Origin of the sequence: Sphingobacterium nematocida, assembly GCF_900168125.1 — a bacterium.
Lineage (GTDB): Bacteria > Bacteroidota > Bacteroidia > Sphingobacteriales > Sphingobacteriaceae > Sphingobacterium > Sphingobacterium nematocida.
The window spans coordinates 136,625-149,696 of the sequence record NZ_FUZF01000014.1; the positions used below are offsets into that span (position 1 = coordinate 136,625).

14 protein-coding genes are annotated in these 13,072 nt (G+C 34.5%); 13 read left to right on the forward strand and 1 reads right to left on the reverse strand.

What is annotated here, in order from left to right:
* The first annotated feature begins 5 nt into the window (after window positions 1–5).
* From B5X76_RS15095 to B5X76_RS15155, 13 genes are all read left to right on the forward strand, one after another.
* The gene (locus B5X76_RS15095) at window positions 6–1,916 is read left to right on the forward strand and encodes a sensor histidine kinase (RefSeq protein ID WP_079644300.1); all 1,911 of its coding nucleotides are present in this window, start codon (window positions 6–8) and stop codon (window positions 1,914–1,916) included.
* Between the two features lie 331 nt (window positions 1,917–2,247).
* On the forward strand, window positions 2,248–2,937 hold the full coding sequence (locus B5X76_RS15100) for a hypothetical protein (RefSeq protein WP_079644301.1): 690 nt from the start codon (window positions 2,248–2,250) through the stop codon (window positions 2,935–2,937).
* 48 nt (window positions 2,938–2,985) lie between these two features.
* The gene (locus B5X76_RS15105; RefSeq protein WP_217699667.1) at window positions 2,986–3,597 is read left to right on the forward strand and encodes a hypothetical protein; all 612 of its coding nucleotides are present in this window, start codon (window positions 2,986–2,988) and stop codon (window positions 3,595–3,597) included.
* Window positions 3,598–3,677: 80 nt separating this feature from the next.
* Window positions 3,678–4,397, forward strand: a complete 720-nt coding sequence (locus tag B5X76_RS15110) for a hypothetical protein (protein ID WP_139375337.1) — start codon at window positions 3,678–3,680, stop codon at window positions 4,395–4,397.
* A complete protein-coding gene (locus tag B5X76_RS15115; protein WP_079644305.1) occupies window positions 4,387–4,608 on the forward strand; it encodes a hypothetical protein in 222 nt (73 codons plus the stop codon). Before B5X76_RS15110 ends, B5X76_RS15115 begins: the two co-directional genes overlap by 11 nt.
* 330 nt (window positions 4,609–4,938) lie before the next feature.
* Window positions 4,939–6,303: a YARHG domain-containing protein gene (locus B5X76_RS15120; protein ID WP_079644307.1), complete on the forward strand. Its 1,365-nt coding sequence runs from the start codon at window positions 4,939–4,941 to the stop codon at window positions 6,301–6,303.
* A gap of 50 nt (window positions 6,304–6,353) precedes the next feature.
* A complete protein-coding gene (locus B5X76_RS15125; protein WP_079644309.1) occupies window positions 6,354–6,821 on the forward strand; it encodes a hypothetical protein in 468 nt (155 codons plus the stop codon).
* A 42-nt stretch (window positions 6,822–6,863) separates the two neighbouring features.
* Entirely contained in the window at window positions 6,864–7,559 is a 696-nt protein-coding gene (locus B5X76_RS15130) for a hypothetical protein (RefSeq protein WP_079644311.1), read from the forward strand.
* Window positions 7,559–8,395 carry a hypothetical protein gene (locus B5X76_RS15135; RefSeq protein ID WP_079644313.1) on the forward strand — a complete coding sequence of 279 codons (837 nt, stop codon included), beginning with the start codon at window positions 7,559–7,561 and terminating at the stop codon, window positions 8,393–8,395. Before B5X76_RS15130 ends, B5X76_RS15135 begins: the two co-directional genes overlap by 1 nt.
* Before the next feature lie 10 nt (window positions 8,396–8,405).
* The gene (locus tag B5X76_RS15140; RefSeq protein ID WP_079644315.1) at window positions 8,406–9,188 is read left to right on the forward strand and encodes a hypothetical protein; all 783 of its coding nucleotides are present in this window, start codon (window positions 8,406–8,408) and stop codon (window positions 9,186–9,188) included.
* Window positions 9,189–9,304: 116 nt separating this feature from the next.
* Window positions 9,305–10,705 (forward strand): hypothetical protein, encoded by a 1,401-nt coding sequence (locus tag B5X76_RS15145; protein WP_079644316.1) that lies wholly within the window; start codon window positions 9,305–9,307, stop codon window positions 10,703–10,705.
* A gap of 252 nt (window positions 10,706–10,957) precedes the next feature.
* The gene (locus B5X76_RS15150) at window positions 10,958–11,182 is read left to right on the forward strand and encodes a hypothetical protein (protein WP_079644318.1); all 225 of its coding nucleotides are present in this window, start codon (window positions 10,958–10,960) and stop codon (window positions 11,180–11,182) included.
* 79 nt (window positions 11,183–11,261) lie between these two features.
* Window positions 11,262–11,633, forward strand: coding sequence for a response regulator (locus B5X76_RS15155; RefSeq protein WP_079644320.1), 372 nt, complete (start codon window positions 11,262–11,264; stop codon window positions 11,631–11,633).
* Between the two features lie 528 nt (window positions 11,634–12,161).
* On the opposite strand, the gene B5X76_RS15160 is transcribed toward B5X76_RS15155, so the two are convergent.
* Window positions 12,162–13,072, reverse strand: a 911-nt coding sequence (locus B5X76_RS15160) for a GTP-binding protein (RefSeq protein ID WP_079644322.1), incomplete at its 5' end; no start/stop codon positions are given.

Here is a 13,072-nt window from a genome sequence, read left to right on the forward strand (position 1 = left end):
CTGCGATGAGAAACATTCTGTATCTGCTGCTCTTCACGGTCTTACTTTCCTGTCAAAAGAAATTAGAGAAAAAGGACGTATCACCTACCCAATTGCTTGAACAGTTAAAACAGGAAGCAAAAGGCATTGTAAACAACGATTCCGATAGCAACATCGTTTTTTGGAACCAAATGTTGAATCGCTCTGTATATAATCAACAGAACGCATCGCTTGCCTATATCCATTACGAATTAGCCAAAGCGTATGCAAAAACAGATCTGACAAAATCAAAAACACATATTGAAACAGCTTTGGGGCTGATTGAAAAAGAAACTGATTTTTTCGACATCAAAGTTTCTATTTACAATGGGCTGGCCAATATTTATCTAATTGAAGGAAAAACCTTTCAATCCAATCACTATTATAATAAAGCAGCCGCCTTAATTACCGCCCATCCTGATAAAATAGAACCTAATGCACAGATCATCTGTTTGGTAAATTGCGCCCAGGAAAACTTCAATTCGTCCCAAGTTGAAAAGGCATCTGAACAAAACTATTTAGCCTTACATACAGCAACCAAAAACAAAGGAGATTTAGAAGAATACTTTTACCACAACAATCTTTTCAGGATTTATACACAATTGTTTAGAATCTACGAGCATGCCGGCCAATTAGATTCCCTAAAGCTATATAATCAGAAAGTTGGCGAAATCTACAAAATTCTGAACAACGATAAAGTGCAACGGTTCTATTACGAGCAAAAAGCTATTATCTATACCGAGGAACAGCAATTGGATTCGGCCATCATCTACACTAAAAAATGTGAAGCGTTGGATAAAAGGAGTTATGCCGAAACAAAACTGGGTATCCATCAACTTAATCTATATAAAGATTATACCAATTTAATTACGCTTCATGCGCTATCAGAGCAATTTTATTCAGCCGAAAAGTACATACAGGCTGCACAGGAAATCGAAGAAACAAGTAGCGTAAATTATAGTTCTAAATTCAACAATAGAATGGCGCAGGCCCAATATTATCTTCAAAAAAGAAATCTGGATGCCTACCGTAAACTCCATCTGGAAAGCTTGGCAATCAAGGATGCTTTGCAGGCCAGCAATAGCGCAAAAGCCATCGCGGAAATATCCGTTTTTTATGATGTAGAAGCCAAAAAGAAATCTATAAGCCAGCTTAATGAGACGGTTGCAGCTACCAACGAAAAATTGGCAACAAGAACCCTGTTATTGATCATCAGTGGTTTGTTATTCCTTATAGTCATTGGGTTTATCAGCTTTTATGTATACGTCCACAGGCAAAGAAATCGGCTGGAAGCAAAAGAAAAAATGCTGTTGCAGCAAAAATTGCTGCGAACACAGATGGAGCCCCATTTTATTTTCAATACCCTATCGTCCTTACAGAGTTTTATCCGCTTTGAAGAGAAGGAAAAATCGATCAAATATCTCAAATTATTCAGTAAACTGTTAAGAAGCAGTCTGGAGATGAGCAGAAACGATTATATTTCGTTGGAAGATGAGCTTGAAGCTATAAAAAACTATCTGGCTCTTCAGCAGATGCGCCTTAACCACAACTTTGAGTTTGATATTTTAATAGCAGATGACATCTTCGGAGCGATGATACCACCCATGCTGATTCAGCCTTTCGTAGAAAATGCGGTAATTCATGGTGTTACACCCTTGAAGGAAAAAGGAGAAATCCACATTCGTATTGATTTGGATGACCATTTTATAACTGTTGCCATTTTAGACAACGGTAAGGGTAGTAACAAGCCTTCCGGTCACACGTCGCTGTCAGGAAGTATAGCCAAGGAAAGAATGGAGCTGTTGTTTAAGGAGACTTCCAAAAAAGGTACGATACAAATCACCCAAACGCCAAACAGTTACTTGGTCGTTTTAACGATCCCTTATAAAACGACTTAATCTTTCCGTTTTATTTCAAATTTATACTATATCCATACGCATCTATATTTGCTATCAGCGTTTTTATATCCCTGAAAAATACTGTCTCATATCTTTTTATATTTCCTCTATAAAAGAATTCAAACGGATGAGGAGAACTGCAAAATTCGCTTTTATATTACGACGCGATTGTATTGTGCGTAAAGGAGAATTTGTGGAGGTTTGGGTATATACGCTTGCATCTTAAAACTACTTCAAATTGATCAAGGTTGTGGTTGCGGAGTATTGGATTCCTATACAAACTATTTGGTTGGTCATAATGATAATACCTGTCGTGAGAAAAATATTTTTAATGATTTTACCTGTTATGATAAGCTGCCAAGAAGGCGATACATTTGATTTGTCTAAAATAGACGATAAAACAGAAGTTAGCACAACGTTGGATAATTTGAACATTTCTAATGCCCAAACCCAAAACGGATATTGGGAAATAGTAAATAAAGGAGCGAAAGTAGAAGCCAAACTTCAGGATAATGGGAGTATCTCTACAATTTATTCCTTAAAAGGCGAGCAAGAGGAGAAATTGTTTGCTTTCGCTGATTTTGATATTGAAAAAAATACCGGTGGCAAAATAGTAGAAAATAGCAATAAAATAGTATTTGTAAATATAGCATTGGAAAAAGCAGAAACATTTAAGGTCTTAAATAAATTAAAAGAGATCTTAGGTGATCCGGATCAAATTATTAATGATAGCGTCTTCTATAATGCGGCAGACAACAAAGTGAAATTAATTTTAAAGCATGTTGAGCAGAAAGATGTAAAGAAACAGAAAGACGAATTTGAAGACGAATATCTGGTTTATCCATTACATTTCGTTTGGAACATAAATGGGTATATCTATAAATACACCTTGTTTATTAATGAAACAGCATTCGGCAACGATTTAGTGATCCTGTCAAATAAAGCCTTTAATGAAAAGCTAATCTTTGGTTACCATAACCCAAAAGAGGATCCTATATTCAAAAAGTACTATTATGAATGATTTTAAAACGTTCCGGTTTAGTGGTAGTACATTTGAGAAAACGCACATATGAGAAGAAAGATCTACATCATCATAGGAATATTAATACTTGTCATTTTATCAATAGCAGGGTACGTTGTTGTGGACCAATTAAGTCATTGGGGAAGTCCAACCGGTGGAAGAGGTCCTAATTATCCCTATTTCATTACAAATGAGCCAACAATAGTTAAAAAAATAGTCGTACCAAAAGGAACAAAACTGACTTATGAAGAGCACTTTTTCAAAGCGGGACAGCAAATTAAAATAATGAATGAAAAAAAGCTCACGGGTATAGAACTACCTGAAGGAAAAACGATAGATTGGGGTGGTGTTCCGGTGTTTATGATTATAAAGTTTTACAATCCTGGAATGCAGGGATATTCATTATATCCGGATTTTAACCAATTAAACAACAATAAAAAAACTAAATTCTCTAAACTCTGGGAAGGCGCTGGTTGTATTGATGCCTTGGGTATCACCGTGAAAAACACGGATGATTGGTCTTTCAATATCAATAATATTACTAAAGTAAGCGATTGCGGTGTAAATAGTTTATACTACATAGATGATGAGAAACGCAAAAAGCAAGAACAGCTTCCAGATGAACTTTATAAAGAGCTCAAAAAAGTTAATTTGCAGTAGTTTAATTGTAAATCATTTGCAATATCTTGATATTCCATCCAAGAAAATCTTAACAACTAAGACAAAAAATGATAGAATCTATGAAACAAACCATCTTTTTAATAATGTTCAATATTCCATTCTTACTTTTTTGTCAGACTCAAAACAACCAATGTAAAATTCTGATAAATGATTTGGATTTAGGAATAAACGTTAACACTTTTTTTGTTGAAAAAATAATCAAAGAAGATAGTAATCTATACGCTACAGAATACGGAACAACAATTGATGCTATTGAAGCATTTAAAAAGTACGAAGAAACAAACAACGTAAGCAAAAGTAACTTGACAGAAAAAGATATAGAAAAAGAATTTTATTTTGAAGATGATGAAGAAATAAATATAGCTCAACTTTATGCTATAACTCGCTACACAGAAGACGATAAATTGGTATGTTACCAGAATATTTGGTTTCCTAAATTTGAAATTCTAGCCACAAATGATGATAAATTTGTGGCTCTTATCGCAGAAAATAGAAAAGTAGCTGAAGAAGATTTTAAACTATTGATTGAAAATTTAGAAAAAGACAAAAAGTTAAACGCTACAAACTCAGAAAATTTTGAAATGTATTCATTTGATTTTGCGAATTATTATCTTAAGCTTAGAAAAGCCAAACCAAGTTATAGAACTGAATCAAGTATACAAATACTAGATGCACCTAAAGAGAACATAAAAAAAACAATTGATTTAGAACTTATAATATTAAACAAGTCAGCAAATGAGAAATATTTGAATTGGTTGAACAAAAATTATGGAAAATAAATTTTCTAAGTGCTTCATCTTCATGATTTTTATTAGTTGTAACAATCATGGAAAAAAGGATGATTTATGTGTTTTTGATCAAGCTTATAATTCAACAATTATTGAGTTTAATGGTTTTGAGAAAAATAGTATCTCTAAACTAGAGATACATAATTTGAACAATGAAAAATTTAATATAGAAGCTTATAAAAAGATAGATAGTGAATGGTAAAAATAAAAACGACTTAGATAAATGCTAAAAAGCAGCAGTTCAATTATTAAAGCAAAATCACATTTCATTTCAAATTTGGAATATATCCACACGAATTTACATTCGCTATCAGCGCTTTTATATCCCTGAAGAATAGTGCCTTTTGGCTGTTTATATTTGAGTATGCATAGAGAACTCAAAAAAGTTAAATGAAAACAATCGTCATCTCTTTATCAATCATAGCCTGGATTTAAAGTTAAACCAAATGAAAAATGAACATAAAAATGGGCTAAAAATGTTTGACCAACATGTAGAAAATAAAACGAAATGATAATTTAACTGGATAAACAAATGAAAAAGTTCCTTTTAATAATTATAACTGTTTTTCTACTTTTAGCAAAGGTGGAAATGGTTTTGGCACAATGTCCTTGTACTAATACAAAAGAAACAAGTTATTGGGAACCAAACCTTAAGAATAGTTATAAAACTGGAGTTTACGGCGGATACAATGGGAATTTTGGAAATACAATCAATGGTGTTTATGTAGCTTCGGACAAAGATTCTATTTATCAGATAAAAATTCTTATCGAACCACATTCTTACGGAACTTTTGTGCATTTTCAACATATTAGCTTTAGTAAAAAAGAATTTACATTTAACAATACCGATGTACAATGTAGTGAACTTCCAAATGTAAAGGATGGCGGTTGGTTTGGTAGAAATATTTTCAAGCCAAAAAAATCTGTCAACAAGCGTTTTTTAGCTTCCGAATTTTTCAAAGGTGCCAAATATTTCAAAGTAGATAATCGTCATTTTTATGAACTTTACAAATGTGATAAGGAATATAGATATGGCATTATGAACAGAGCTAGAGAACTGTACTATCGAAAAGTGTATTGGCAACCCGATGGTAATTATCCCGAAATATCGTTGTTTAATTTAGGACAAAAAGATTTAAAAAAATACAACAAAGAACAACTTGCCGAAATGCGTAATGAAGTTTTTGCACGATATAATTACGCCTTTAAAGAAGACGGGAAATGGTATAAGATTTTTGATAAATTGGGCAATTATAGGTGGAATTATTTCAAGGATGTATCGCCTTTTTTAACCACTTTAGAAATAGCAAATTTGGATTATACCAAAAGATTTTTGAGTGCCGATTATTATGACAACCAGCAACAAAATGATTTTTTAGATTTTTGGCAATCCTTTCGGAAAATTGTATTGGAACAACATATGGAAAAGCTAAAAACACAAGTGAAGTTTCCATTTGATGTACATGGAGAAGATGAGGAGGCTGTAATTAAAATCAATAAAGAGCAATTTGAAAAAGCGTGGTCTATTATCTTATTGCAAGAAAGTTACGATATAAACTATGAAGGAAAACCAACTACATCACTAACCAAAAGTATTTTTAACCTTTCTGGGGCTTTTGATGATATAATGATTAAAACTAAACAAAATTTCATCAACAACCTTAATTTTGCTAGAATAAATGATGAGTGGAAAATTAGCAGTGCTAATGTAGGCTTTGAAGCTTATAAAACAATTGAGAAATTGATGAAAAGCTGTAACTCGAATATTGAACCCCAAAACCAATCTGTCGAAAATGAAAATAATCTTCAAGAGCCAGAGATTATTTTTCCAGCTTCGCCTAATGATATAATTATTGAAGCCTACAAACAAATAAATTTATTGGGAAACCAATTATAAGGGAGATTAGTTGAAGAATAACTTTAATACACATAAAATACATCGTACAAATGAAATATTACAAGCGTAATCATAATGGATTTGAGCTTAAGGAAAATAAGATTTTTAGCGCCATATTGTTGTTCCTGTTTTTAGTAATGTCAGGATATTTATTTTACACAGGGGAGAAAAGCAGCAATATTCCGATTTGGGTATTTTGTCTTCCTCCCGTAGGAATTTTCTTTTTTAGAACTGCAAGAAAAGTTCAATTCAAAGAAAAGGAAAAAGTGTTGGAAATATCAATGCTTGGTATTTCGATTCAGAAGTACGCGTTGGCTAATTTTAAACAAATTCTGATCGTAAGGCATAAAGCATATTACTTTTTAAATAATGGAAAAGAAGTAAAGTGTGTATTTGCAGAATTGGACGGAAAAAAAGAAATAAGTTTAATACGAAAAAATAGCTTTAAGGATTTGGAGGTGTTTGTAAATGAAACCAATGAGCTGATAGAAGGTCTCTTAAAAGGAAATTTAAAATGAAAAAATACATTGATTTTTATTATTCTCATCTTTTTAATTCTTATGAGCATAAACAGTTCCGCACAAAGTGAATACCAAGGCTTGTACCCTATGGGTGGTGGCGCAAAAGCATATTTGTTTGACGACGGCCGATTTGTGATCGGGGCTTATGCAACTGTAGTTGTAGGAGATTGGGTAAAAGAAAAAAATGTACTTGTCTTAAAACCCCAAAAAGCAAAATTTATGCTGTTTGGCAAGCAAAATCCGGAACTAAAAAAAGAGGAAGCTCATATCGAATTCAGGAACTTCGGAAAGGACGATTCATTTTTTTGCACAGATACAAACGACTGTAAGCCCATTTTTGATTTACAATCAACTTGCGAACCGGAAAAAACATATGCAACAACAGTGTCCATAAAAACCAAGACCATTCTTTTGGGAGGTAGAGAAACCTATCAGTTCCAAACAGGGCTTTACAACGATTTTATAGCACTCTATCATAACAGTAATGCTTATGATAGGGATTATCGTATAAATATATCACAAGAAAATAACGACAAAGCCAATATAAAGCAGCTATCTGATCTTTCTGAAGAGGAACAATCATTTTGGCTAGATTATAAAGCGGTTTTTGACATTGAAAAAGCCAATACCCATTTTGCGATAGCCCCGGATTATAAGCTGATAAAACCACAAGTGGATCCCAACAAATGGAGTATATCAGAAACAGAACCGCTTTTTGAAATTAAATGTAACTAATGAACACCGTTCCAATACTTAGAAATTTCGTAGTTTTAATTATCGCCATTTTATTACTGTCCTCTTGTGTATCAAGACTGATACGACCTTCTTTAATCGGTACTATTGTTGATTTTGATGGAAATCCCGTTGAAAATTGCACGGTAGGTTCGGCAAAAACAGATAAATATGGTTATTTTAAATTAGCCGAAATCCGTAAAAACAGATTTTTCTTCACCGAGGTTTTTGCCATGGAAGCGCCTTCGATTTTCGTTTCCGAACACATTCATAAGGATGGATATAAAGATGAGAAAATCGAGATCTTTCATAAATATGGGGGCGGCTTGCCAAAGGGAACACAATGGAGTTTGGACAGTATCCATATAATGGAATCTTCATTTGATGATTATGCAAAATTATTGCAAAACTCCTGGATAGCCGTAGATGTGTCAGATGAAAACGCGCTCTATCTGTTGCGACATAATTTCAAAGAGCGGTGCAAAACGAAAAAATGCAACATTATTTCCAACAAACTTTATCCTTATATCAATAAATCGTCCGGAGATACCATGGCCATAAGTACCCATCTCAACCTTAAGGAAAATGGACAAATGGACGTCGTCAAAATAAGGCACTATGGCTACAAGAGCAGTTCGGCCCCTGATTTTAAAGCGAATGACACGCTTCGAACATGGGGCAAATGGTCTTTTAAATCAAACAATCTCTTACTGTCTTCCGACTTTAAAGAAATTAATGGAAACTATCTCGTTTCTGAAGCTGAATACGTTGGATACAATTATATAATACTCAGAAGATTCGAATATAAGGAAGTAGAACAGTCAAGGTCGAACAACTAAACGCATTTTAATGAAAACAAGTGTTATTTTTTTTCTCATTGTGATATTAATTACTGCTTGCCACAACGAAAGCAGTAAAAACAAAAATATCCTTGTTGATGAAAAGCCATCTAATGTACAGGTGCTAAGTGACACTACAGCTTCAAACAAAGCAATTAATAAGACTAGCCATTCTACACAAGAAATCAGTCTGCAGAAAAAGCAGACTGACACCGTATTGTTTAAAGCGTTTAATGATGAAGGAGATTACTTCTTGTTTATCGTAAACCAAGGAAAAAAGGAAATGGCACTGATTTACAATGACGATATACCCAATCGCAATGATTTTGTAAGAGGTGATAAAATAATCATCGAATGGGGATTGGACAGCATTCGGAATGCTGGCGATGACGAAGTGCTTGATTTTGTGAAACGGCTTAGGAAAGCCAAAAAGATAAAGGACGGAAAGCTGTCCCTGTTCAGGAAGGAATACAGGAAAACCATTATGTATGTTTCCAACAACGCAGTTGATAATTATAGTGAACATTTTATAAATCAAGTTTATAATATTGTAGAATATGTGGTAGCAAATTCCAGGGCAGAGACATTACAACAGGTGCTGCAAACTCCAAAAGTCACACTATTTTATTCCATTACCGAAATTGAAAAAGCCAATAGAATGTATTATGTCTTTCACATATCCAGTAAAATGGACGAGCAATTTGAAAATATTCAACAAATATATCAGGATGTAGAAAGCGCAACGTTGTACGAATACGACCCGGTTACCGATGCTTTAATAGCTATTGATTGAGAAATACACTAAAAAATTATATACATATAAAATATCCATGTAGCACTGACTACACAAACACGAATGCATATAGTTTGGATATTCCATATGACCATTAAAAGACAAATTATATACATATGAAAATCACATCTTTTTTTACCTGTATTATCCTGATTCTGACAGTAAATACGCTTTTCGGACAAGCGGCACCTCAAATAAACATCAAATATTCAAAATTGCTGGCTACCTACGATTTTGTTCAAAAACTATCCGATTACTATCCTGACAATACGAGCAAAGAAATTTTTAAGGCATCAAAATATAATGTGTCAGAATATAACGATTTACTAATTCAGTTTGATACTTTACGTATTGTAGAATCCTATCATTTTCAAGGTTATCCTTCAGGTCAGAAAAGCCCGGTATCAACAACAGCGCTTATGGAAAGAAATCTGATAAACGCTTCTTCAATAGAAGAGTTTAAAAGTCTTAGTTTCGGGATAGTACCCAATACAGAGCTTTTTGCCTTTTCTAGTATTTTAGCACAGTTTGAGCCTGTTTACGATGCACTAATTTACCAGCCTAATAGAGAGAAATTTGAAGAAAAGTTGAAATCTTTGGATTATTATGTACAAAATGTTCATTTAGCCGACTACTTTGAAACCGGATTGAAATTTTATAATGCGCATTGGGATTATTCCGTATCTATCGATATCGCGATAATACCCTCCATTAGTAATGGTGGTTTTACGGCAAACGCCTTCCTAAATAATGCTGTAAGCGAGGTGCCGTTGAATTTTGTTCACAACGATATTTTATTCTGTGTCTTGATGCACGAGATATTTCATAATGTTTATGACTGGCAATCTTTAGAAGTAAAGAACAATATTGAATCTTGGTTTCACACCAACTCTTCACCTAACAGCCAGTATGCATATTTATTACTCAATGAAGCATTGGCAACTGCTATGGGGAATGGATATATCTACGAAGGATTAAACGGAAAATTAGATAAAGATAGTTGGTACAATAATAAATACATCAATCAGATGGCTCAAGCAGTTTACCCAATGGTAAAAACGTATGCCAATAATAAAAAGCCGATAGACAAACACTTTATCGACCAGTACATTAAAACCTATGATGAGAAATTTTCTGATTGGACAAAGGAATTAGACCATCTCTTAACCTACCGATATATCCTCACCGACAACGAAAATGATTTTAGCTATTTTAGAAAGAATTTCAGATATGCCAATCACTCGGCTTATGGAACGCCGATAGACCAAAATAGCTTGGAAAAAATGAGGCAAAGACCAATTACAAAGATTGTGATAGTGTCTCAAGAAAATGAAGAAAAGCTGAACTGGATTAAAAAGACGTTCCCGGAACTCAAAAATTGGACATACAACGCCAAGAAAGAATTTATATATACAATTGATTTAGCCGATAAAACAAAATTGATCATAGTAAACAGTATAAATTCAACTTTTCAGGAACTATTTGAAAAAAGGTTCGAAAGCAAACAAATAAACTAAATGAAGAAAGCGAGTCTATTTGTTGAAATATCTACCGCAGGGACATGCACCAAAAACTAAGCCGAATGTGATTACGATCTATGTCGATGATTTGGGTATGGTGATCTTAGTTGTTATGGGGCTCCAGGTATCACACGATTAATAGAAGGAAAGGATGGTAATCTTCTTGGAGTTGCAGGAGGCAAATTATTCGTTTATGACACGCAGCATAATAGCGTAATAGAATCTTTTGACCTATATGAACAAAAGCCAATGGGATCCCACATATGGAGAAGTGCCTTTTTGGTTTTGCATCCCTCTGGTGATATCTATGGCACGGTGGATAACAAATTGTTTAAATTGGATGTTGTGAAAAAAATGATTTCTATTATACATAATGGCGCCAGTTTGTTGACCATGGATGATAAGGGGCATCTTTATTTTAGAAATAAAACAGAACTTTGGAGGTATATTCCCGAATGCAACAACTTACAGTAGTTGTTGCAACTATAGGTTAAAGTTTTTTTGTGTAAAAAAAATATTGCACTGTGTGTTCTGATAATGTTATCTTTATTCTATGCCGAATAAAATCTTTATTTGTGATGATACCAAAGATATAGTTGACCTTTTAGTGTCTATTTTTAAGTTCGAATTTAAGGATGTGCTGGTTTTTACCGAGACAGACAGTCGTAATGCATTGTCTCGGATGTGGGACGATCGGCCTGATGTTTTAATTGTTGATATCTCTATGCCTTGGCTTTCTGGCGATCAATTAATACGAGCGATTAGGAAAGATCCAGTTTTAAGCCATATTTTTATAATCTGCATGTCTGCAAATCTAAATGGAGAAGAGTTGGCGCTAGAATCAGGTGCAGATATATTTTTGGCAAAGCCGTTTGATTTAGATCAGCTTTTTACTACAATTCATAAAGTCCTCAGCAACCTCTAGATAGTTAACCTTTCCTACGATAGAGTTCGTTATAGTGAAACTGTAGAAGGTCAGAGCTACCGGATCACCCATAGCGACAGGTTGGAGCCTGGTATCACGGTGGGATAGGATATTGAGCCGGACAAGACCGATGAAGCGTTAATACTTCGGAAAAATCTACGCTGGGACCCCCGGTCGAGATTTGAAGTCAAAGGCAATAATTTCAGCTTCAAACAGCTAGAATACAATCTGATTCAGGTGGTTTTCTATCCAGGCAGCCAAAAAAGGAGTAAAGTGTAGTCTTTATCAAATATATTTTACATTTATTGCTTTAGTTTTTTACAAGCCTAATAATTAAACCGTGGTGTCATATTTTATTTTTGAGATACAAATGTGAGGTTGTAAGAATATTAGGAATATTGGTAGTCTGAGATATAATATAACGAAAGCCTTTCCAAAATCAATTTGGAAAGGCTTTTTTGTGCCTGATATGTGATTTTATCTGTTTTTAACTAAAATTTATCTTATGAAAGAGGCAGCTCCTACGAATTACATGTTTTTAGGAAACTCATCCAGCCAGGTGGTATCCTTCCAGCCATCAATCTCTTTTTCAGTCAGTAAGCACTGCTCTAGGTCAGCGATGTATCTATCCTTATCCAATTCCTGACCTATAAAGACGATTTCATTTTTACGGTCTCCCCATTCCAAATGCCATCTTTTTCGTAAGTCGTCTCTCATTTCTGCGTAGGAGGTGTAGTCATAACGTTGTTTTTCAGGGATGCTACACCACCATGCCCCCGCACTTTCCAGGCGCAAACTTCCCCCAGCCTGACTTAAGCTAAGTGCTATATCAGGTCGAGAAGCCAGCCAGAATAGTCCCTTAGCCCGGATGATATTATGTGGATAGACATCGTTAAGGTATTTATAAAAGCGTTGGGGATGAAACGGCCGTTGATCCCTGAATACAAAGGAAGAGATGCCATACTCTTCCGTTTCTGGCGTATGCTCCGACTGCAATTCTTTTATCCAACCCGCAGAAGATGAGGCTTCCTCAAAGTCGAAAGAACCAGTCCCTATGATTTCAGCCGAATCAACCTTTGCGAATTCGGCACAGATTATCTTCGCTCCTGGATTCAGTTTGCGGATTGCAGCTTCCAGTATTCGGGCAGTTTGCTCAGAGACAAGGTCGATCTTGTTGAGGACAATCACATTGGCAAACTCGATCTGATCCGTTAGTAGATTTACAATTGTGCGATTGTCCAGGTCATCTGCTGTCAACTGTCTGTCCCAAAGTGTTTCTGCACTTCCAAAGTCCTTAAAGAAATTATAGCAATCCACGACCGTTACCATAGTATCGATATAACTAAAAGAAGAGAGATCAATGTTATTATTCGGATCGGTATAACTAAAAGTCTGCGCTACAGGTATAGGCTCGGATATCCCCGTACTTTCTATTAGCA

Coding starts and splice junctions, on each gene's coding strand:
- B5X76_RS15155 (WP_079644320.1), top strand. CDS start 11,262: ATGCCGAATAAAATCTTTATTTGTGATGATACCAAAGATATAGTTGAC.
- B5X76_RS15135 (WP_079644313.1), top strand. CDS start 7,559: ATGAACACCGTTCCAATACTTAGAAATTTCGTAGTTTTAATTATCGCC.
- B5X76_RS15110 (WP_139375337.1), top strand. CDS start 3,678: ATGAAACAAACCATCTTTTTAATAATGTTCAATATTCCATTCTTACTT.
- B5X76_RS15140 (WP_079644315.1), top strand. CDS start 8,406: ATGAAAACAAGTGTTATTTTTTTTCTCATTGTGATATTAATTACTGCT.
- B5X76_RS15095 (WP_079644300.1), top strand. CDS start 6: ATGAGAAACATTCTGTATCTGCTGCTCTTCACGGTCTTACTTTCCTGT.
- B5X76_RS15150 (WP_079644318.1), top strand. CDS start 10,958: ATGGGATCCCACATATGGAGAAGTGCCTTTTTGGTTTTGCATCCCTCT.
- B5X76_RS15115 (WP_079644305.1), top strand. CDS start 4,387: ATGGAAAATAAATTTTCTAAGTGCTTCATCTTCATGATTTTTATTAGT.
- B5X76_RS15120 (WP_079644307.1), top strand. CDS start 4,939: ATGAAAAAGTTCCTTTTAATAATTATAACTGTTTTTCTACTTTTAGCA.
- B5X76_RS15145 (WP_079644316.1), top strand. CDS start 9,305: ATGAAAATCACATCTTTTTTTACCTGTATTATCCTGATTCTGACAGTA.
- B5X76_RS15130 (WP_079644311.1), top strand. CDS start 6,864: ATGAGCATAAACAGTTCCGCACAAAGTGAATACCAAGGCTTGTACCCT.
- B5X76_RS15125 (WP_079644309.1), top strand. CDS start 6,354: ATGAAATATTACAAGCGTAATCATAATGGATTTGAGCTTAAGGAAAAT.
- B5X76_RS15100 (WP_079644301.1), top strand. CDS start 2,248: ATGATTTTACCTGTTATGATAAGCTGCCAAGAAGGCGATACATTTGAT.
- B5X76_RS15105 (WP_217699667.1), top strand. CDS start 2,986: ATGAGAAGAAAGATCTACATCATCATAGGAATATTAATACTTGTCATT.